This is a genomic window from Paraliomyxa miuraensis, from assembly GCF_026337845.1.
In the GTDB taxonomy this organism is placed as follows: Bacteria; Myxococcota_A; Polyangia; order Nannocystales; family Nannocystaceae; genus Paraliomyxa; species Paraliomyxa miuraensis.
This window is the reverse complement of record NZ_JAOVZF010000155.1, coordinates 240437-261083: the sequence shown is the minus strand read 5'-3', so window position 1 is coordinate 261083 and position 20647 is coordinate 240437. Positions and strand designations below refer to the sequence as shown.

Genomic DNA, 20647 nt, shown 5'->3' with positions numbered 1-20647 from the left:
CGACATCGGCTCGGGCATCGACACCGGCTCGGGCATCGACATCGGCTCGGGCATCGACATCGGCTCGGGCATCGACACCGGCTCGGGCATCGACATCGGCTCGGGCATCGACACCGGCTCGGGACCTCGTCCTTCGGGCGCCGGCCCGAACCCGTCGAACCCCGGCACCGGGAACACGGCGCGTCCGGGTGCCGACACGGCCTCGAAGGGAATCTCCTCGTCGTGCAGCAGCGCGGCCTCGAGCTGCTTGTCCTCGAACGGCATCGCTTGCTCGAACGCCATCACGTCGTCGTCGAGCGGCACCACGTCCTCGTGCAACGCCGCTCTCGCGAGCGGGATCGCGTCCTCGAGCGGCATCGTGTCCTCGAGCGCGACCGCATCCGCGCGCGGGATCGAGTCCTCGAGCGACCGCGCTACCCTGCGTGGTGCCGAACCCTGGCGCGGTGCCGAGTCCTGGCGCGGTGCCGAGTCCTCGCGCGGTGCCGAACCCTGGCGCGGTGCCGGGTCCTCGTGCGGCGCCGAACCCTCGCGTGGTGCCGAACCCTCGTGCGGCGCCGAGTCCTCGCGCGGCGTCATCTCGCGAAGCGGCGCCCATTCCTCGAGCCGCATCGCTTCTTCGAATAGCTCGGTGTGTGGCTCGTTGGAGAGCTCGGTCCGTCCGCGAGGGTCATCGATCGCGCGGGTCCGATCGCCGGTTTTGCGACCGACTGCCATGGGGGCTCCTTGGGGGCTCTTGGTCTGCACTCGAGTGCTCGCACGGCTCGCCCACGCTCGATCGCGTGAGCCCAAACGGCACTCGCTGCCACCCTACCCAGGTTCTTCTGTTCAGTAAATGAGGCCGCTCCGCCTACATCGAGCCCCCCGATTCGCCCACAGGAGCCCCAACGCGGCGTCTCACGCGCAGCAGCGCATCACGAGCGATCCACCCGCGCTCCTCGTACGGCATGCTGGACCAAGCGGTGCCCAAGCCCTCGATCGAAGCGACCGTCGAGCAGCCCCTGGGTGGCACGACGCGCGACCTCGACGCCACTCGCGTGGGCGAGGACACCGAGCCGATGGCTCGGGAGTTCGACGTGCCTCGACTCCCCCGGGGCACGTCGGTCTCGCGCTACGTGGTCATCGACGAGCTCGGCGCTGGCGGCATGGGGGTCGTCTACGCCGCCTACGATCCCAAGCTCGATCGTCGCATCGCGATCAAGCTGCTTCGCCCGTCGCACCTGGGCGAGGGGCGGCCTCGCCTCATGCGCGAGGCCCAGGCCATCGCTCGCATCTCCCACCCCAACGTGGTCGCCGTGCACGACGTGGGCGAGCACGAAGGCGCGGTGTTCGTGGCCATGGAGTTCGTGGAGGGGCAGACCCTCGGCCGCTGGCTGCGAGCCTGCGCGCGCACGATCCCCGAGATCCTCGACGTCTTCGAACAGGCGGGCCGGGGCCTTGCCGCCGCGCACGAGGCCGAGCTGGTCCACCGCGACTTCAAGCCCGACAACGTGCTGGTGGGCAGCGACGGCCGTGTGCGCGTGGTCGACTTCGGGCTGGCCCGCGGCCGCGGCAGCGCCGAGTCCATCGGCCCTTCCGACAGCGTGAGCCGCGGCAGCCTCGACGAAGCGCTCACCGAGGTGGGCACGGTCATGGGCACCCCCGCCTATATGTCCCCCGAGCAGCTCGCCGGGCGCATGGCCACCGCGAGCTCGGATCAGTTTGCGTTCTGCGTGGCGCTCTACGAGGCGCTCTACGGCGAGCGGCCGTTTCGAGGCACCGACGTACAGAGCCTGAGCAAGGCCGTGTATACGGGCGCCGTCGAGGAGCCGCCCGCCGGCCGCTCGGTGCCGATGTGGCTGCGCCGCGAGATCCTACGTGGGCTGCGAGTCGCCCCCCGCAACCGGCACCCCTCCATGGAAGCCCTGCTCCACGCCCTGCGAGCCGACCCTTCGCTTCGCCGCCGGCGCTGGCTGGCCGCTGGCGCCGTGGGGCTGGGCACCGTCACGGTGCTCGGGCTCGCCTACGCCTCGGGGTCGTGGCCCTCGCGCTCGCCCTGCGAAGCCTCCGCCCAGGAGATCATGGCGGTGTGGAGCGACGAGCAGCGAGCCGCCGTGGCCGCGGCGTTTCGTGCCACCTCGCTGCCCCATGCCGAGGACACCTGGGCCCGCGTCGCGCAGCAGCTCGATGCCTACGCCGATCGCTGGTCCACCCAGGCTACCGAGGCCTGTGAGGCCGCGCTGGTGAAGCAGACGCAATCGACCGATCTGTTCGAGCGTCGCCGCCGCTGCCTGGGCGAGCGTCTGCAGCGACTCGATGGCTTCCTCGGGGTGCTCGTCGAGGCCGACGCCACCGTGGTCGATCACGCGATCCAGGGCATTGCCGGGCTCCCCGATCTCGAGGGCTGCAGCGACACCGACGCCCTGCTCTCGGGCGTCGCTCCGCCCGAGCAGGAGAGCACTCGACAGGAGGTCGGCCGTCTGCGCACCGAGCTGGCCCACGCCGAGGCGCTGTCGTCGGCGGGGCGCTATCGCGAGCTGATCGAGCGGCTCGAGCCCCTGGTCGAGCAGGCGCGAGCGCTCGGCTACCCGCCGCTGCAGGCCGAGCTCGAGCATGCCCTGGCCCGGGCCAAGCGATCGATCGACGACGCCGAGGGCATTCCCTTGCTCCGCACCGCGTTCCACGACGCGCTCGCTGCCGGCGACGATCGACGCGCCGCCATGATCGCCATCGACATGGGGCGCGAGCTCGGGTACGAGCAGCAGCTCTACGAGCGCGGCACCGAGTGGCTCGACCTCTCCGAGTCGCTGCTGCAGCGGCAGAGCACCGACCCTCGGATCGAGATCGCCATCACCAACACCCGCGCCATGATCGCGATCCGGCAGGCGCACTACGACCGGGCGCAGGCGTTGTTCGAGCGCTCGGTGGAGCTACAGCGCGAGCACGATCCCGACTCCCCCAACCTCGCGGTCGCCCTGCTCAACCTCGGCAGCTCCTACGCCGAGCGCCGCGACTTCGAGCACGCCCGCGAGTACCTCCAGCAGTCGGCCGAGCTCACCGAGCGCGTGCTCGGTCCCAAGCACCCCAGCATGACGTCGCTCTACGCCAACCTCGCCTTGCTGTCGATGCTACAGGGTCGGTTCGAGGAGGCCGAGGGCGAGCTGCAGCGGGCGCTCGACCTGCAGCGGGCGGTGCTGGGCGACGAGCACCTGGACACCGTGCGCTCGATCGCCAGCATGGCGGTGGTGCAGCGCAACCTCGGCCGCCCCGAAGCGGCCGAGCGACTGCACCGCGAGGCGCTCGAGATCCGACGCCGCAAGCTGGGCTCCGATCACCCCGAGGTCGCCGAGTCGATGCGCAACCTGGCGCTCGCGCTGGTCGACCTCGACCGGCTCGAGGAAGCGCTCGAGCTGGCCGAGCAGGGCCAGAAGGCGGTCGAGGGCCGCCTCCCGCCCGAGCACCCCGAGCACGGCCACCATGCGGTCACCGTGGCCAAGCTGCTGCTCGAGCTGGGTCGAGCCCGTGAGGCGCTGGCCCAGGCCGAGCGCGCCGTGAAGATCCTCGACGCCAGCGGCCGCGGGCCCACGGTCGCGCTCGAGGCTCGCCGCTTCGAGGGACGAGCCCTACGCGAGCTGGGCCGCGTGGAGCCCTCGCTTCGCATGCTCGAGGAGGTCGTGGAGCTCGAGCAAGCGCACGACCGCAGCGCCGAGCTGGCGCTCGCTCGCTTCGAGCTGGCGCAATCGCTGACCGCCGCCGGGCGGGAGCCGCAGAGAGCGATGGAGCTCGCCTCCCTGGCCCGGCAGACCCTGCGCGAGCACCCCGCCCACGCTCGCCGCGAGCTGCAGAGGGTCGAGGCCTGGTTGGCGAGCAGGCAATCCCCCGCCGAGTCGTCGACGGTGGACGCCCCACGAGCTCGGGGCGTACCATCCCCCCTCGATCCAACCTCGACCCACCCCTGACGAGGATCCCCTCATGCTCGAGCACATCGACACCTTCACCGATCTCCTGCTGGGCGCTGCCTATGCCGACAAGCGGCTCGAGGGACGCGAGCTCGAGAGCATTCGCGCGCTGCTCGAGCGCGTGATCGGCAAGTCGCCGCTCCCGGCCGCGCAAGAAGCCCGCATCAAGGCGTTCAACCCCGCCAAGCACGACCCCAAGGCCGCGGCGGCCACGCTCGCGTTCCTCTCCCACGAGGACAAGCGCAACGTGGTCGATCTCATCGCCACCGTCACCGAGGTCGACGACGAGATCGACCTCGCCGAGGACGACTACCTGCGCCGCGTGGCCCAGGGCCTGGGGATGAGCGACGAGGAGATTGCCACCTTCACCGTGCAGATCATCGAGGACGACCGCGTGCCCGAGCTGGTGGCCAAGGCCTCGTCCAAGTCCGACTGACAGGGCGTCTCGCATCGCCTCGATGGTGCTCCGCTGCGGCATTGCGTGGCGATCACCGGGTCGGGCCATGCATCTGTTCCTCGAGCAGGAGCGTCGGCGACAGCGCCGTGCCTGGCGCTCGGTCGACGGAGCTCGTGTACCGCCAGGCGGTGACGGGGCGTTCGAACCAGGCTGTGATCGCGCATCGACTCTCGGGTCTCTGCCAAGGCCACCCGATTGGTCTGTGATGGCAACGAGGTCGGCGGGATGACGTTCTACACTCTCGATACCGGCCTTGCACCGCCCGAGGCAAGCGCGTCGACCTGCGCCTCGTTCGCGTACCGCCGGACCAGGAGCCCCCAAGATGACCCATGATCCTCGTTCGTTCGTCGCCCTGTTCACCTGGACCCTCGCGCTCGGCGCGAGCGCCTGCGGTGAGCCCGAGCCCCCTGCATCCGACGGCAGCAGCACCACCAGCGCGGAGTCCGAGACCACCACGGGCAGCTCCGGCCCGGATGCGACCACCACCGCGAGCACCAGCGCGGACGGCAGCACCACCACCAGCACCACCGGCGGCAGCACCGACACCACCGAGGGCGACGAGACCGCCGCGCCATGTGGCAACGGGGTCCTCGATCCCGGCGAGGAGTGCGACGGTGACGACTACGGCGACGTGGCCTCGTGCAACGACCTCGATCCCACCCTGGCGGGATGGCTGACCTGCACCGCCGCGTGCACGTTCGACACCAGCGCCTGCCAGACCGAGCCCGACATGGGCGTGGTGCTCGACGAGCTGATCTCGTCGGGCGGCGATGGGATCGAGATCTACAACTTCGGCCGCAGTCCGTTCGATCTATCGGGCTACTTCCTCACCGACGAGCTGACCGATCCCGACGACTCCTACGACCCCATGGCCGACCTCGAGGAGCTGGAGTTCCCCGAGGGGACCGTGCTCGCGCCCGGAGAACGCATGGTGGTGTTCCAGGGCGGCCCTCCCGACAGCCATCTGTTCGGGCTCTCCACCGCCGGCGATGCGGTCACCCTGCTCGATCCCGATCTGGAGGTCGTGGACTTCGTGGCCTACGGCGATGGCGAGGCCGAGGTGTCCTACTGCCGGCTGCCCAGCGGCCCGACCGGCACGTGGACGGCTGGATGCACGCCCACCCTCGGCGATCCCAACCTGCCCTGAGCGACCAGCCCTGGCGCCCGAACCGCGAACGGTGCGCAGGCGGGCCCTCCGGTCCCAGCGCAACGCTGGTTCGCCACCCATAATCCATCGAATTCATTCTGGAAATCGACCACCTCGTCGGAATGAGCTTGCAATTAGACCATCTGGTCTCATTTCTTAGACCAGACGGTCTAACAACGAGAGGCACCACGATGGAGATGGTCCAAACCCAAGCCCCCTTTGCTGCGATCCGCTGCCGCTACCAGGACGCCCAGTCCACTCAGACCCTGCGCGAGGGTCTGGCCGAGTACCGTGCAGCCAACCCCGGCCTGTTCGATCCCGAGGCGCTCGAGAAGAACGAGAGCCTCGGCCATCTCGGCCGCTTCTTCGCCGCCCACGATGCGTGCCACGTCCTCTTCGGTCTGTCGACCTCGCTGGCCGACGAGACCCTCGCCGACACCTGGACCTACTTCGGGACCGACGTTCGCTGGCGCGAGCTGTGGTCCTACTTCCGCAGCGACGCCCAAAAGGAGTTCTTCTCCACCTTCCTCTCCGAGGTCGGCTACGGCCGCATGCTGTGGAGCAGCCTCGGGGCCATCCCCCGCGTGGTGCGTGCGATCTGGCGCTCGCGATCGATGACCCGCAAGTGGTCGCTGCACGACTGGTCCGCCCACCTCGACGTCCCGCTCGTGGAGCTGCGCCGCGAGTTCGGCATCCGCCCGGTCTAGCCCGGCGCCGAGCCGCCACGGCGCCGATTTCGCACACCTCCCGGTGCCTTCCGCCCGAGTAAGGTACCCTGGCCGCCATCGTCATGGCGCGTGCGTCCTACCGACTCGATCACCTCGACGACCTCGAGGCCGAGGGCATCCACATCCTCCGCGAGGTCGCGGCGCAGTTCGAGCGCCCGGCCATCCTGTTCTCCGGTGGCAAGGACTCCGTGGTGGTCCTGCACCTCGCCCGCAAGGCGTTCTGGCCGGCCCGCGTGCCGTTTCCGCTCTTGCACGTCGACACCGGGCACAACTTCCCCGAGACGATCGAGTTCCGCGACGGGCTCGTGGCCCGCGAGGGCCTGCGGCTCCACGTTGGCTCGGTGCAGGCCACCATCGACGCCGGCCGAGCCCAGGACGAGAAGGGTCCGTTCGCCAGCCGCAATGCGATCCAATCGGTGACCCTGCTGGAATCGATCGAGGAGCACGGCTTCGATGCCTGCGTGGGCGGGGCTCGTCGCGACGAGGAGAAGGCCCGCGCCAAGGAGCGGGTGTTCTCGCATCGCGACGACTTCGGCACCTGGGATCCCAAGCAGCAGCGCCCCGAGCTGTGGGGGCTGTACAACGGCCGCAAGCAGCCGGGCGAGAGCTTCCGCGTGTTCCCGCTGTCGAACTGGACCGAGCTCGACGTGTGGCAGTACGTGCAGCGCGAGCAGCTCGAGCTGCCGAGCCTCTACTTTGCCCACGAGCGCGAGGTGTTCGAGCACAAGGGCATGCTGATGGCCGTCGGCGAATTCCTGCAGCCGCCCGAGGGCACCCCCGTGCAGCGCCGAAGCGTCCGCTTCCGCACGGTGGGCGACGCCACCTGCACCGGGGCGGTGCCATCCGAGGCCGCCGACATCATCGAGGTCATCGCCGAGATCGCCGCGGCACGCGTGACCGAGCGTGGCGGCCGCGCCGACGACCAGCGATCGGAGACCGCCATGGAGGACCGCAAGCGGCAGGGGTACTTCTGATGAGACACCTCTGATGGAACCCCTCTGATGGTACGAGCGCATCGAACACCGGGTCGCGAGTCACTCGCAATTTCACGATCACCATGAAGCTCCTTCGTCTCACCACCGCCGGAAGCGTCGACGACGGCAAGAGCACCCTCATCGGGCGCCTGCTGTACGACAGCAAGAACGTGCTCGAGGACCAGCTCGTGGCCGTGCAGCGCAGCAGCGAGCGCCACGGCGACGCGCGGCTCAACCTCGCCCTGCTCACCGATGGGCTCCGGGCCGAGCGCGAGCAGGGCATCACCATCGACGTGGCCTACCGCTACTTCGCCACCGGGCGCCGCAAGTTCATCCTCGCCGACACCCCGGGGCACGTGCAGTACACCCGCAACATGGTCACGGGGGCGTCCACCGCCGAGGTGGCGCTGCTGCTCGTCGATGCCCGCCGCGGCGTGCTCGAGCAGACCTGCCGCCATGCGTTCATCTCGTCGCTGCTCGGCATCCGCCACTTCGTGCTGTGCGTCAACAAGATGGATCTGGTGGACTTCTCGGAGGAACGCTTCACCGAGATCGTGGAGGAGTTCATCGCCTTCATGTCGCGCCTGGACGTGGTGGCCCTCACCGCGATCCCGCTGTGCGCCCTCGATGGCGACAACGTGGTCAACCGCTCCGAGCGCACGCCGTGGTACGAAGGGCCTGCGCTGCTCTACCACCTCGAGCACCTCTACGTGGGCGGCACCGTCAACCACGTGGACGCGCGCTTCCCCGTGCAGTGGGTGATCCGCCCGCACGACGACGCGTTCCACGACTTCCGTGGCTATGCGGGCCAGGTCGCAGGCGGCGTGTTCAAGCCCGGCGACGAGGTGGTGGTGCTGCCCTCCGGCTTCGGCAGCCGCATCGACAAGATCTGGCTGCACGGCCGCGAGCTGCCCGAGGCCTACCCCCCGCAATCGGTGTGCATGACCCTGTGCGACGACGTCGATGTCAGCCGCGGCGACATGATCGTCAAGGCCGGCAGCCCTCCCACCTCGGGGCAGGACCTCGACGTGATGCTGTGCTGGCTGTCCGAGGCCGCTCCCCTGCGACCGGGCGCCAAGCTGCTGCTGCGCCACACCACCCGCGAGCTCAAGGCGGTCGTGCGCGAGGTCAGCTTCAAGGTCGACGTCAACACGCTGCACCGCATCCCCAGCACCGAGGGCGACACGGTGGCCATGAACGACATCGCGCGGGTCAAGATCCGCTCCGCGCAGCCGATCCACTACGATCGCTACGCCCGCAACCGCCTCACCGGGAGCCTGGTGCTGGTGGATCCGTTCACCAATGCAACGGTGGCGGCGGGGATGATCCGCTGAGCGAAGCGCGAGCCGCTGCTACCCCCAGGCGGCCATCACCGCCGTGGTGTTGTGGAAGCCCTCGATGCTCCCCCCGAAGCGAGCGATCTCGCCGTAGCAGGTCATGCCCACCATCGGGAAGTGCCGGCCGCCCTGGAACGCCGCGACCTGCTCACCATAGCGCTCGCCGAGCAGCTGCAGCCGCGCCGCGCAATCGAACACCAAGGCCCCACGCACCGCCGAGCCGGCCAGCGGCTCGAGGGCGCGACGCGACAGCTCGGTGGCGGCGTCGATGAGCCCATCGGCGCTGGCCGTCACCACGCGCACCACGGTGCCCGGCGGCAAGGTGCTGGCCAGGCGAACCGCGCCGTCGGCATCCACCCCCAACGGCGCGCGGATCTTGAGCTCGCTGCCGAAGACCGTCTTGGCCCCCAGCTCGTGCTTGGCCATCACCGGCACCAGATCCTCACCAGGACGCAGCAGGCCCAGGCGCTCGAGCTCGGACTGATACACCTTGGCCGCGGGCTGGTCGTTGAGGGTGAGCAGGCGATTGCCATCGACCCCGGTCACGGTGAGCTCGGCGCTGCCCTCGGCTGCGCACCAGCCATGGCGAGTGACCAGCGAGGGCGGCGAGTTCGAGAACAAGCCCAGCATCACCGCCGAGTTCTCGAGGACCTCACCCCGCGCGAACACCCGCGTGCCCGAGAAGCGCCAGTCATCGCCGGCGGTGCCTCCGAACAGCCGCCAGTGTGGAGGCGTCGAGTCGGCCACCGCACGCAGCAGGACCTCGCCATCGCAAGCAAACGCATCCGCCAGGGTGATGAGGGCGTGGCTGCGGCTCGCATGGCTTCGCGCCGCCTCGACCACCGGGCGCACGCCCTCGGCCACCGCCACCTTCGCCTCGCGATCGAGCCCGGTCGCAACCCCGACTTCGAACGCGAGCCCCGGGCCCCCCAGCACCGCCGCCACCGGCTGGTGCCGCGTGACGCCGCGCTCGGTGAAGGCCGCACCACCCGTGGTCGCACCCACCACCGGACCCCCAAGACCTTCCTCTGCCGCGCGCAAGTAAGCGCCGTGATCGGAGTCGATGGGCAAGTAGAGGATCGCGACCTTGCCTCCCGACAATCGGCTCGCAACCGCGCTCATCTCCTTCTCGAGCGCGGCGGGGCCTCCTGCAACCGGACCAATGCTGACGATTTCCATGATGGGCGTGCCTCCAAGGTAGGGAACGGTTGCGACCCGGGTCAAACGGCCCGCGACCATCGCTGTCCCCCGAGGGTGAACGGGGTCCGAACACCGTGTGGGCCAAAGGGCCGCCTGCCGCTCCGGGGCCGCCTGCCCACGGGTGGTGTCCGCCAGGCTCGATGCCGCTCGCAGCGCCAGCGCCAGGTCGAAGCCAGAACCTGGATTTACTGGCCCATCGCCGCCAATTCACACATGGCGCCCCCCGGGATCAGTCGCCGAGCATCTCGCGAATCCGCTGGCTGATGATCGTCCGCGTGAACGGCTTGTCCACGAAGCTCGTACGAGGCAACGCTCGCGAGGAGGCCTCGTCGAGATAGCCCGACATCACCAGCACCTTGAGCGTGGGCGAGCGGTCGAGCAAGTCCTTGGCCAGGTCGACACCGCTGCCGCCGGGCATCGAGACGTCGGTGAGCAGCAGATCCACCGCCCCGCCCGCGTCCTCGAACACGCGTCGCGCTCGATTGGCATCGGGGGCCGTGAGCACGTGGTAGCCCATCCCGCGCAGCATCTGTGAGAGCGCGGTCTGGATGGTCGGCTCGTCGTCCACCACCAGGATCGTCTCTCGCCCTCCCCGAGGGCGCTCGGGCGGCGAAGGGACCACGAGCTCCGACTCGCGCTCGATCGCCGGCAGCACGATGGTGAAGCACGCTCCCCCCGGGTCGACGGCGTTGCGAAGATCGATGGCCCCACCCAGTCCATCCACGATGGTGTAGACGGTGGCCAACCCGAGGCCGGTGCCCTTGCCCCGATCCTTGGTGGAGAAGAACGGCTCGAACAGGTGCTCCTGGGCCTGCTGTGACACGCCGGGGCCAGAGTCCCGAAACTCCATCGCCACATAGGTTCCCGGCTCGATCGTCCCCGTGGTCGCCTCTCGTGCCGCGACCAGGCGCAGCGCGCGGGTGTGGATCCGCAGCGAGCCTCCCCTCGGCATCGCGTCGCGTGCGTTGACCGACAGGTTGAGCACCACCTGCTCGAGCTGGGTGGGATCGATGATCACGACCATGCCCGGCGCCCGGGTCTCGAGCCGAAGCTCCACGTCCTTGCCGAGCAGGCGCGCCAGCCACTTGGTCATGCCGCGGATGTGCTGGTCGACCTCGATCGGGGCTCGCTCCTCGCTCCCACCCCGCGAGAAGCCCAGCAGCTGTCGAGTGAGCCGCGAGCCCGTCTCGGCGCGTGCGATCATCTGCTGCAGGCGCTCGCGTGCATCGGAGCCCTCGACCAGATCGAGCAGCGACTCGGCCGTGCCCAGGATCGCCGCGAGCACGTTGTTGAACTCGTGGGCCACACCCGCCGCGAGCTGTCCCACCGCCTTCATGCGCTGCACGTGGGTCAGCTCCCGCTGCAGCCTCCTCCGCTCGCTGAGATCACGGTTGATGCTGAGCACGGCGGGGCGCCCCTGATACTCGACGATCGACGCGTTGCACTCCACGAGCAGCTCGGTCCCGTCCTTGTGGCGCTGCACGGTCTCGTAGTTGTGCAGCGTGCCGTCGCGCTGGATCCGGTCGAGCACCACCCGTCCCCGGGGAACGTCCTGGGTCATCGTCTGCAGGTTCATGCCCACGAACTCGTCGCGCGACAGCCCATAGAGCTCACAGGCCCGCGCGTTGACGTCCAGCACGCGCTCGGACTCGGGCTCGAACACCACGATCGCATCGAAGGCCCGCTCGAACAGCTGACGATAGTCCTGCTGCGCGCGGCGCTGCTTGGAGATGTCGACGATCACCTCGAGCACGCGGCCGTCCCTGGCCGTCTCCCCCGCCAGGGCCCGTGACCACAGCGCGACCTCGACCTCGGTGCCGTCGCGTCGACGCCGAACGGACTCGAGCCCCTCGAGCGTGCCCTCGCGCAGCACCCGATGGAGCGAGCCGATGAACTCGGACCACTGCTCCGCGGGCACCAGGGGATAGGGCCGCCCTTGCGCCTCGTCGCGGGTCCAGCCAAAGCCCTGCGTGGTCGCGTCGTTCCACGCCTGGACCCGCCCCTCGCGATCGAGCACCACCACCGCCAGCGGGATTGCACCGATCGCCGCCGACAGGGCCTGGTTCTCCGCGCGCAGGGCCGCCTCGCGCTCGTGCTGCTCGTTCACGTCGCGGACGACGGCGTGGGTTCCCCAAAAGTGCCCACCCTCGAAGATCGGCACCACCGAGACCTCGGCCCAGAACTCGACGCCATCGCGCCGTCGCGCCCGGTAGGCATAGGAGCTCGCCCCCAGCTGCCCCCTGGCCCGCTCGTCGTGGCGCCGCACGAGCTCGTGACCCCAGCCCTCGGCTGCGTGGTCCTCGAGGCGACCGAGGTCGGTGGCGTCGTCGTCGATCCCGAACAGGCGGCGGTAGGCTCGATTGGCGTACACGACGTTGCCGTCGGCGTCATCGAAGCCGATGGCGTCGGTGGCATGCTCGATCACCGCCAGGAGATCGAAGCCCGCCGGAAGCGCCGAGCGACCTCCGACCGTGTGCGAACGTTCGTGGCTCAAGGGGTCCGATCGCCACGAGGATACCGCGCCCACGCGGAGCCCGGCTCGGTCCGATGCCTTCTTCGGGGGACCCCCGACAAGAATCGCGGCGTGCGGTCCCCAACGAGCGGCGCGAAATTTGGAAACCTCGTCGAGCGGCGCCCGACCCAGAGCGCACATGCGTCGGGCTCGCGGACGCCCTCGATCGAACCCGACGCCGTGTCCGGCGTCCGTGCTAGCGTCGCCTGGCTGGTCATGTCGACGACACGACCGTACCCGCCGAGCAATGAAGACCCGACGGATCATCATCCCAGGGCGCTGCTGCGCCGGCTGTACCGTGACGAGTTCGGCTACGACCTGAGCCCGGCCGAAGACGCCCGTGTGGCCGCGACCCTCGCGTCTTCCACCTATGGCGAGCTGATGCCGGCCGCCACCGATCACCTCGTGGAGCAGCTCGGGCTCGGCCCCGGCGACGTGTTCTACGACCTCGGCAGCGGGCTCGGCAAGGTGGTGCTCCAGGTGGCGCTGCGGGCACCGGTGCGGCGATGCATCGGCATCGAGCTGGTGCGCAGCCGTCACCGGGTGGCGCAGCGCATCCTCGGGAAGGTGCGCGCCCAGGCCCAGCTGCGCGCCGCCGAGTGCGGCTTTCGCCTCGGCGACATGATGCGCGCGCGGATCTCCGATGCAACCGTCGTCTACACCTGCTCGACCGCGTTCTCGACGAAGTTCATGAACCTGCTCGCCGAGCGACTGGCCCGACTGCCACCGGGACTGCGCTGGGTCAGCACCCAGGACATCGACGACAACCCTTGGTTTCGGCTCGAGCGGGTGCTGCGGCTGGACATGAGCTGGCGACGACGCAGCAAGGTCCACGTGTATCGACTGGCGAACCCCGCGCTCCGGTGCCGGAGAAGAGCCACCTGATCGCCCGCATGACGCCGCTTCGCCCCTCGGGCCGGGCCCACCGCCCGAGCACGGTATGCTCGGCATCGCCCCCGGGCAGACCAACCCATGGCCAACGACGACCCCACCCAGAAGGGACACCCCAAGGGGCTCTACGCCCTGTTCTTCACCGAGATGTGGGAGCGCCTGGCGTTCTACACCATGGTGGGGATCCTGCTGCTCTACACCACCGACACCGAGCGGGGAGGCCTGGGCATGCCCTCGGCCGAGGGCAACGAGATCTACGGGCTCTATCTCGCGTTCGTGTACTTCACCCCGTTCCTCGGGGGCATGATCGCCGATCGCTACCTCGGCTATCGCCGCGCCGTGCTCGTGGGGGCGATCTGCATGGCCTCGGGTCTGTTCCTGATGAGCGTGCCCGGCAAGTCGTTCTTCTTGCTGGGCCTGCTCGGGCTCATCATCGGCAACGGGTTCTTCAAGCCCAACATCTCGGTGATGGTGGGCAACCTCTACGAGCCCGGCGACGCCAGGCGCGACGCGGGCTTCAACATCTTCTACATGGGGATCAACATCGGAGCGCTGGTGGCCAACCTGATGGCGGCCGCGGTGCGCAACGAGGCCGGCTGGCTGTGGACCTTCCGCATCGCGGGCTTGGGCCTGATCGTCTCGATGCTGATCCTCCTCTCGCAGTGGAAGAACCTCTCGGGCGCCGACCGCCAGCCGGCCAAGGATCCCGACGGCGCCGGCCTCTCGGTGGTGTTCGCCAAGATCCTGCTGCCCACCGCGGCGTTCGGCGCCCTGGGCTACTTCCTCGCGCAGTGGCTCGCCACCCACGGCATGCTGCCCGCCGGCATGCGCCCCGCCATCGTGGGCTTCTTGTTCGGCATGCTGCCGGTCGTCTACTTCTTCGTGAACCTGGTGCGCGGTGCCTCGGACGACGAGCGTCCCGGTCTGCGAGCGCTGTTGCCGATCTACATCGCGGGCGGCACCTTCTTCATGATCCTGCACCTCAACGGCTCGGCCATGACGCAGTGGGCCCGCGACAACACGGCCCGCGACCAGCGGCCGATGGTCGCCTCGCTCCAGCAGGATGCGCTGCCCAGCTACTACCTCACCGCGCAGGAGGACACGCCGCGCCCCGATCCGCGCTCGCTGGGAGTGGTGGCCGAGGATCGCCACGCTCGCATGTTCGGCCAGCAGCGGCTCGATCAAGAGGCGGTCGCGGCCATTGCCGCCGAGAATCCCGACCTTCGCGTGGTCGAGCTGCCCGTGGCGGACGACGGGGGGCAGCCCCCCGAGGTCATCGCGCGGGCCGCTGCCGTCTACGCCGATGGCGTCGTGACGGTGAAGGAGGGCGAAGACTCCCACGGAGCCAAGACCATCGACGTATCGGTCCCCGAGGGTGCCAAGCCCACCGGGCGCGTCGCGTTCGTGCGCGACGTCGAGGGCAAGACCGTCGGCGTGTTCGTGGTCGATCGGGCCCTGCACCAGGCGCTCTACCAGGACTACGAGAGCCGCTTCGGCCACGCGCCGCAGCTCTTGCCCCCGGGCGAGTACCTCGCCGTCACCAACCCCGAGATCTTCCAGTCGCTCAACGCCTTCTTCGTGATCGCGTTCACCCCCTTGCTGGTCGGCTTCTTCGCCAGCATGCAGCGCCGCGGCAAGGGTCTGTCGACGGCCCAGAAGCTGCTGCTGGGCATGGTGCTCACCACCGCATCGCTGCTGCTCATGTCCCTGGCCGGGGTGATGAGCGACGGCGGAGCCGTGCGCGTGTCGTGGCTGTGGCTCGGGGGCTTCTACGCAGTGGTCACCATCGGCGAGCTGTGCCTGTCCCCCATGGGCCTGTCGCTCGTCACCAAGCTCACGCCACCGCGACTGGTGGGCCTGACCATGGGCGGGTGGTTCCTCGCCACCGCGTTCGGCAACAACTTCTCGGGCTTCTTCGGCGGGATTCAGGGGATGATGACCCCGGTGAGCTTCTTCCTGCTGCTCGCCGGGCTCGCGGGACTCGTGGCGCTCTACTTGCGCCTGGTGCTGCCGGGACTCGACGCCACGATCAAGAAGTACGGCGGCTGACCCGTCCCACGGCCCGTCCTGGGGCGCGGATTCGCCAACGCGCCCCGCTTGCGGTCCACACCGCGCTCCGACTATGCTGAGATCCATGCTGGCTTGCTCCTCCTGTCGTAGGTTCGTGCGCGACGGCGCGACCACCTGCCCGTTCTGCGGCACCGGTCTGTCCGACGCGCGCTCCCCCCTGGGTGGGTTCATGGGCGTCATCCTCGGCGTGACCCTGGCCGCGTGCGGCACCGGGGACGACAAGGACGACGGCGCCTCTTCGTCCCCCACGGCCAGCGACACCAGCACCTCCGCCACCGGCACCGCCTCCACCACCGACGAGACCATCCAGCCGCTCTACGGCCCGGTGAGCGACTCGGGCTCCACCACCAACTTCCCCGAGACCACCGGCCCGCTCTACGGTCCCGTGTCCGAGTCGTCGGGCGGCAGCAGCGACGAGTCGGGTGCCACCGGCAGCGGCAGCGACACCGCGACCGACACGGGTGAATCGAGCAGCGGCTCGGAGAGCGCCGGCCCGCTCTACGGTCCCGCCACCGGCTGAGCCATCGTGGCCCTCGAGGACGTTCGCAAGCGGCTGCCCGTGCTGGGCTCGCTGCCCCCCACCAAAGACCGCAGCTTCACCGAGGCCGATCGCGGTCCCGCTCCCCGACCTGCGATCGCGGTGTGGGAGTTCACCCTGCTGTGCGATCACCAGTGCCTGCACTGCGGGCCACGGGCTGGCCGCGCGCGCCCCGACGAGCTGACCACCGAGGAAGCCCTGCGGCTGGTGGCCGAGCTGGCCGAGCTGGGCGTGGGTGAAGTGGCGCTCATCGGCGGCGAGGCCTACCTACGCGACGACTTCATCCTCGTGGTCCGGGCGATCCGCGAGCACGGGATGACCTCGAGCATGGTCACCGGCGGCTGGGGCCTCACCCCCGAGCGCTGCGCCGCCGCCCGGGAGGCCGGCCTGATGGTGTGCTCGGTCTCCATCGACGGACTGCAGGCGCACCACGACCGCGTGCGCAACAAGAGCGGCAGCTGGAAGCGCGCGTTCGAGGCCATCGCCAATGCACGCGGGGCGGGCATGCGGGTGGGCGCCAACACCCAGGTCAACGCGCTCACCGTGCCCGACCTCTTGCCGCTGCTCGATCGGCTCACCGAGGCCGGCGTGATGGCGTGGCAGCTGCAGTTCACCATGGTCCACGGCAACGGGGCCGACCACCCCGAGCTCATCTTGCAGCCGCACATGATCCCGGAGCTGTTCGAGGTGCTCGACGAGGCCGCCGATCGCTGCCGCGAGCGAGGGATTCGATTCCTGCCCGGCAACAACATCGGCTACTTCGGACCCAACGAGCAGAAGCTCCGCTGGGCGCAGAAGACCGGGGGACACTACTCGGGCTGCACCTCCGGAGTGGTGACCCTGGGCATCGAGAGCAACGGCGAGATCAAGGGCTGTCCCAGCCTGGGTGGACCCACCAACCAGGGCGGCTCGTGGCGAGAGCACGGGCTTCGAACGCTGTGGGAACGCTCGCCCGAGATCACCTACATCCGACGGCGTGGCCTCGACGAGCTGTGGGGTTTTTGCCGCACGTGCTACTACGCCGACGTGTGTCGGGCCGGCTGTACCGCGACCTCCGAGCCACTGCTCGGCCGCCCCGGCAACAATCCGTTCTGCCACCATCGAGCGCTCGAGATGCGAGCCCAGGGCCTGCGCGAGCGCATCGAGCTGGTCTCGGCTGCCCCGGGAATGCCGTTCGACAATGGCCTCTGGCAGGTGGTGCGAGAATCGGCGGACCCCGACGAGCGAGCGAGGACGGGGCCGGTCGCAATCGAACGACCGAGGGTGTCGCGAGTGGTCGAGGAGCTGGGAGCCGGCCACGAGGTCGCAGCCGAGGACTACGTGGCACCACGGCCCGACGCGTGAGCCGATCAGACCGGACGACACCGGTGCACCGACGGACCGGTCCGTCGCTCGTCGATGGGTTTTCCGTGACTGCCGACCATCGCATCACGTACCCTTGACCGAATGCACAGGGGTCCGCAGGCGCGCCCGTCGGTGGAGCATCCCTCGCGCCAGGCTCCCCAAACACCTCAGCAGCTCGAGCAGTGGGAGCGCGGTGTCCATGCGACGGCGCGTCGGGTCACCTACGGCTTGCTCGCCGGGTTCTTGCTGCTGATGACGCCGCTGCAGTTCGTCAATGGCGACGCCGTGATGGGGCTGCTCACCCTGGTGACGGCAGCGGCGCTGTACGCGGGCGTCAGGCTCGCCGACTCGGCGTATCGCAATGGCATGGCGACCACGCTCCTGCTGTTCCTCAACGCGGCCACGTTCGGCTCGAGCGTGCACGCGCAGACCTCGATGGCCGTGTACCACATGCTGTACATCCCGGCCGGCTTCGTGCTCATCGAGCGACAGCGGCCCACGCTGATGATGCTCGCGATCGCCCCGTCCATCGTGTTGCCCACGATCGAGCCGATCCTCTACGCCCCTCCCACGCTGCTGTGGGGCGAGCGCCTGAGCTACGGCATATCGACGCTCGCCACCGCACTGGGAGCGCTGGCCCTGATGACGTGGATTACCCGCACCAGGAACACCATGGTCGAGCTCATCAGCCGAGCCAACGAGGCCAAGAGCGAATTCCTCGCCAACATGAGCCACGAGCTCCGCACCCCCATGAACGGGTCCATGGGCATGCTGACGCTGCTACGGGACACGCCGCTGAACGAGCAGCAGCGCGACTACGTCGAGACCGCCATGGGCGCGTCGGAGGCCCTCATGCTCCTGCTCGGCGACATCCTCGACCTCACCAACGCCGAGGCGGGCGAGCTCCACCTCGATCGCCGGCCGCTGGACCTGCGGGCGCTGCTGGAGAGCGTGCTGGAGGCCGCCGCGACACGAGCGACCGGCAAGGGACTCGAGCTGCGACTGCGCCATCCCACCGACGCTCCCAGGCGCGTGGTGGCCGATGCCATGCGCCTGCGCCAGGTGATCATCAACCTGGTCGACAACGCAGTGAAGTTCACCGAGCGAGGGCATGTGGAGCTCCGCGTCGGTTCCCAGGCTCGAGGCGAGCAGTCGGGCCTCGTGCTCGAGGTCGAGGACACCGGGCCCGGCATCCCGGTCGAGCAGCAAGGCCTGGTGTTCGAGAAGTTCCACCAAGTGGACGGCTCGTCGACGCGCGTGCACACGGGCACGGGCCTGGGCCTGGCGATCGCGGCGCAGCTCGTGGAGCGAATGGGGGGCACGATCGAGCTGCGCAGTGAGCTGGGGCAGGGAAGCGTGTTCACGGTTCGGCTTCCGCTGCCCATCGAGGCCGCCACCCACGAGTCCGAGCCCGCCCCGGTCCTCCCCGAGCTCGTGCTCTACCCGCAGGTCCGCCGCGACCAGGCCGAGCCGCTTCCCGCGGCTTCGCGCAGCAAGGTTCGAGCGCTGGTGGTGGACGACAACCCGCTCAACCTCAAGGTGGCCTCTCGCATGCTCGAGAAGCTGGGCTGCGAGATCCACACCGCGACCGATGGCTGCGAGGCCGTCGAGCAGCGCAAGGCCCTCGAGGTCGACGTGGTGTTCATGGACATCCAGATGCCCCAGATGGACGGGATCGAGGCCACCCGCACGATCCGCGAGTGGGAGGCCACCACCAACACGCGAACCCCGATCGTGGCCATGACGGCGCACGCGATCGAGGGCTACCGCGACAAGTGCCTACGGGCGGGAATGGACGAGTACCTCACCAAGCCGCTCCGCGTCACGGAGGTGGCGGCCGTTCTCGAGCGCTCGGTCGGCTTCTGACTCGTGACCACGGGTCGGCGGCCAGTTCGTGTAGAGTAGGGGCACCGGTGCCGATCGAGGTGAACCATCCATCCGCCGACGCGCGTGCCCATGTGACCGCGGTGCTGGAGGAGGCCGTGGCGCGGGCCCGACGGTCGAGCGAGGGCGTGGTCGCCAGCTACATTCCCGAGCTCGGTGCGGTCGACCCCGAGCGGACCAGCGCGGCGATCGTGCTGCCCGATGGTCACGCGGTGCTCGCCGGCGATGCCGCGCACCACCGCTTCACCTTGCAGAGCGCGGCCAAGGTCCTCCTGCTCGCGGGCGTGCTCGAGGAGGTCGGCCCCGAGCGAGTGTTCTCGACCGTGGGCTCCGAGCCCTCCGGCGAGAGCTTCGCCTCGATTGCCCGGCTCGACTCCCGCGGCCCCCTGCCCGCCAACCCGCTCGTCAACGCGGGGGCCATCGCGCTGTGTGGGATCATTCCCGGTACGCTCGAGGGACGCATCGCCTGGATCGAGAGCTGGGCGCAGCGCCTGTGCGGCGCCGAGCTTCGCGTCAGCTCGCGGGTCTACGCCTCCGAGCGCCGCACCGGCGATCGCAACCGCTCGATCGCCTATCTGCTGCGCAGCTCGGGCATCCTCACCGAGGGCGTCGACGACCCCCTCGACGCCTACTTCTCGCTGTGCTCCCTCGAAGGCACGGTGGCTCACGCAGCCCACCTCGGCTGCGTGCTCGCGCACGGGGGCATTTCCCCGGCGGGCACCCGCGTGCTCAGCGAGGACACCACGAGCCGGGTGGTGGCGCTGATGGCCAGCTGCGGCATGTACGATGAGTCGGGCACGTACCTCATGCAGACGGGGCTCCCGGCCAAGAGCGGGGTGTCCGGCGTGATCGTGGCCGTTGCCCTCGGGCGGGCCGGAGTGGCCGTGTCGAGCCCGCGCCTCAACGCTCGCGGCGGCAGCGTTCGGGGGCACCTCATCCTCGAGCACGTGGCTCACGCGCTCGGCTGGCACTTTGCACGACCGCGCTCGACGGAGTAGCACCGCCCTTGGCTGGCTCGCCCGTCGCCACGTCGGCGCTCGTCGGGCTGCCATCGATTCAACGGTCGATGACCGTATTATGGACTCGGCCCTACCCAGGGCGGAATCCACGCGCCTGGGATTCCCAATCACCACAGGGGCTGCGGGGTTTTATTCTACGGTGCCTCATTGGCCATTTATTCGGCGTTTTTCTGCGATTCACGCCGTTTTGCCTCGCCATCGCGGCCGAGTTACCCCATTCGACGTGAGCATTTGAAAGTTCTCCTGTGCTGGGCCAGAGTTTCGGCGTGGCACGGTCCAGAGGCACTCACTTCGTGGTCACCGCCAACAGCACCGACGACGGCTCGGCGCTCTACCTGCGCTCCGATGGGAGCTGGGCGTCGCAGCTGTGCGAGGCGTGGCCCATCGTCGACGAGGCGCAGCGAGACGCAGCGATCGCAGCGGCGCGCACTCAAGAGCGGCACGTCTGTGATCCCTACGCGTTCAAGGTGGTGCTCGCCTCTCGAGGACCTCGCGCCACCAACACCCGCGAACGGATCCGCGGCACGGGTCCCACCACGCCGCTGCGCCGTCCCGATCTCGCCCCGATCTCCATCGCGACGACGGCCGCTCGCCTGAGCGCCTGAGCCCCC

The 20647-nt window shown here is 69.5% G+C and carries 16 protein-coding genes; 13 read left to right on the top strand and 3 right to left on the bottom strand.

Going from position 1 to position 20647, the window contains the following annotated elements:
• Nucleotides 1-357 (bottom strand): hypothetical protein (locus OEB96_RS24915; protein WP_266219215.1); only part of this gene is annotated, 357 nt, incomplete at its 3' end.
• A gap of 587 nt (nt 358-944) precedes the next feature.
• On the opposite strand from OEB96_RS24915, the gene OEB96_RS24910 reads away from it, so the two are divergent.
• The 6 genes from OEB96_RS24910 to OEB96_RS24885 all read left to right on the top strand — a co-directional run bounded on the left by OEB96_RS24910 (nt 945) and on the right by OEB96_RS24885 (nt 8575).
• Complete coding sequence (locus OEB96_RS24910; protein WP_266219214.1) at nt 945-3935, top strand: serine/threonine-protein kinase; 2991 nt, start codon at nt 945-947, stop codon at nt 3933-3935.
• Between the two features lie 13 nt (nt 3936-3948).
• Nucleotides 3949-4371 carry a tellurite resistance TerB family protein gene (locus tag OEB96_RS24905; protein ID WP_266219213.1) on the top strand — a complete coding sequence of 141 codons (423 nt, stop codon included), beginning with the start codon at nt 3949-3951 and terminating at the stop codon, nt 4369-4371.
• A 343-nt stretch (nt 4372-4714) separates the two neighbouring features.
• Nucleotides 4715-5539 (top strand): lamin tail domain-containing protein, encoded by an 825-nt coding sequence (locus tag OEB96_RS24900; protein ID WP_266219212.1) that lies wholly within the window; start codon nt 4715-4717, stop codon nt 5537-5539.
• A gap of 191 nt (nt 5540-5730) precedes the next feature.
• Nucleotides 5731-6246, top strand: a complete 516-nt coding sequence (locus tag OEB96_RS24895) for a hypothetical protein (protein ID WP_266219211.1) — start codon at nt 5731-5733, stop codon at nt 6244-6246.
• An 83-nt stretch (nt 6247-6329) separates the two neighbouring features.
• The gene (cysD, locus tag OEB96_RS24890) at nt 6330-7241 is read left to right on the top strand and encodes a sulfate adenylyltransferase subunit CysD (RefSeq protein ID WP_266219210.1); all 912 of its coding nucleotides are present in this window, start codon (nt 6330-6332) and stop codon (nt 7239-7241) included.
• 83 nt (nt 7242-7324) lie between these two features.
• Complete coding sequence (locus tag OEB96_RS24885; RefSeq protein WP_266219209.1) at nt 7325-8575, top strand: sulfate adenylyltransferase subunit 1; 1251 nt, start codon at nt 7325-7327, stop codon at nt 8573-8575.
• Nucleotides 8576-8593: 18 nt separating this feature from the next.
• On the opposite strand, the gene OEB96_RS24880 is transcribed toward OEB96_RS24885, so the two are convergent.
• Both OEB96_RS24880 and OEB96_RS24875 read right to left on the bottom strand, forming a co-directional pair.
• Nucleotides 8594-9757: an FIST signal transduction protein gene (locus OEB96_RS24880; RefSeq protein ID WP_266219208.1), complete on the bottom strand. Its 1164-nt coding sequence runs from the start codon at nt 9755-9757 to the stop codon at nt 8594-8596.
• 250 nt (nt 9758-10007) lie between these two features.
• Nucleotides 10008-12272, bottom strand: coding sequence for a hybrid sensor histidine kinase/response regulator (locus tag OEB96_RS24875; protein WP_266219207.1), 2265 nt, complete (start codon nt 12270-12272; stop codon nt 10008-10010).
• A 234-nt stretch (nt 12273-12506) separates the two neighbouring features.
• On the opposite strand from OEB96_RS24875, the gene OEB96_RS24870 reads away from it, so the two are divergent.
• From OEB96_RS24870 to OEB96_RS24840, 7 genes are all read left to right on the top strand, one after another.
• The gene (locus tag OEB96_RS24870) at nt 12507-13175 is read left to right on the top strand and encodes a class I SAM-dependent methyltransferase (RefSeq protein ID WP_266219206.1); all 669 of its coding nucleotides are present in this window, start codon (nt 12507-12509) and stop codon (nt 13173-13175) included.
• 87 nt (nt 13176-13262) lie between these two features.
• Nucleotides 13263-15230, top strand: coding sequence for a peptide MFS transporter (locus OEB96_RS24865; protein ID WP_266219205.1), 1968 nt, complete (start codon nt 13263-13265; stop codon nt 15228-15230).
• Nucleotides 15231-15315: 85 nt separating this feature from the next.
• Nucleotides 15316-15771, top strand: coding sequence for a hypothetical protein (locus OEB96_RS24860; protein ID WP_266219204.1), 456 nt, complete (start codon nt 15316-15318; stop codon nt 15769-15771).
• A gap of 6 nt (nt 15772-15777) precedes the next feature.
• Nucleotides 15778-17133 (top strand): radical SAM/SPASM domain-containing protein, encoded by a 1356-nt coding sequence (locus OEB96_RS24855; protein ID WP_266219203.1) that lies wholly within the window; start codon nt 15778-15780, stop codon nt 17131-17133.
• 102 nt (nt 17134-17235) lie between these two features.
• The gene (locus OEB96_RS24850) at nt 17236-18999 is read left to right on the top strand and encodes an ATP-binding protein (protein WP_266219202.1); all 1764 of its coding nucleotides are present in this window, start codon (nt 17236-17238) and stop codon (nt 18997-18999) included.
• 47 nt (nt 19000-19046) lie between these two features.
• On the top strand, nt 19047-20015 hold the full coding sequence (glsA, locus tag OEB96_RS24845) for a glutaminase A (protein ID WP_266219201.1): 969 nt from the start codon (nt 19047-19049) through the stop codon (nt 20013-20015).
• 287 nt (nt 20016-20302) lie between these two features.
• On the top strand, nt 20303-20641 hold the full coding sequence (locus tag OEB96_RS24840; RefSeq protein WP_266219200.1) for a DUF2849 domain-containing protein: 339 nt from the start codon (nt 20303-20305) through the stop codon (nt 20639-20641).
• Nucleotides 20642-20647 lie beyond the last annotated feature (6 nt).

What these genes read in the sequence shown, in the direction of transcription:
- OEB96_RS24910 (WP_266219214.1), top strand. Translation starts at nt 945, where the DNA reads ATGCTGGACCAAGCGGTGCCCAAGCCCTCGATCGAAGCGACCGTCGAG.
- OEB96_RS24905 (WP_266219213.1), top strand. Translation starts at nt 3,949, where the DNA reads ATGCTCGAGCACATCGACACCTTCACCGATCTCCTGCTGGGCGCTGCC.
- OEB96_RS24900 (WP_266219212.1), top strand. Translation starts at nt 4,715, where the DNA reads ATGACCCATGATCCTCGTTCGTTCGTCGCCCTGTTCACCTGGACCCTC.
- OEB96_RS24895 (WP_266219211.1), top strand. Translation starts at nt 5,731, where the DNA reads ATGGAGATGGTCCAAACCCAAGCCCCCTTTGCTGCGATCCGCTGCCGC.
- cysD (WP_266219210.1), top strand. Translation starts at nt 6,330, where the DNA reads ATGGCGCGTGCGTCCTACCGACTCGATCACCTCGACGACCTCGAGGCC.
- OEB96_RS24885 (WP_266219209.1), top strand. Translation starts at nt 7,325, where the DNA reads ATGAAGCTCCTTCGTCTCACCACCGCCGGAAGCGTCGACGACGGCAAG.
- OEB96_RS24880 (WP_266219208.1), bottom strand. Translation starts at nt 9,757, where the DNA reads ATGGAAATCGTCAGCATTGGTCCGGTTGCAGGAGGCCCCGCCGCGCTC.
- OEB96_RS24870 (WP_266219206.1), top strand. Translation starts at nt 12,507, where the DNA reads ATGTCGACGACACGACCGTACCCGCCGAGCAATGAAGACCCGACGGAT.
- OEB96_RS24865 (WP_266219205.1), top strand. Translation starts at nt 13,263, where the DNA reads ATGGCCAACGACGACCCCACCCAGAAGGGACACCCCAAGGGGCTCTAC.
- OEB96_RS24860 (WP_266219204.1), top strand. Translation starts at nt 15,316, where the DNA reads ATGCTGGCTTGCTCCTCCTGTCGTAGGTTCGTGCGCGACGGCGCGACC.
- OEB96_RS24850 (WP_266219202.1), top strand. Translation starts at nt 17,236, where the DNA reads ATGCACAGGGGTCCGCAGGCGCGCCCGTCGGTGGAGCATCCCTCGCGC.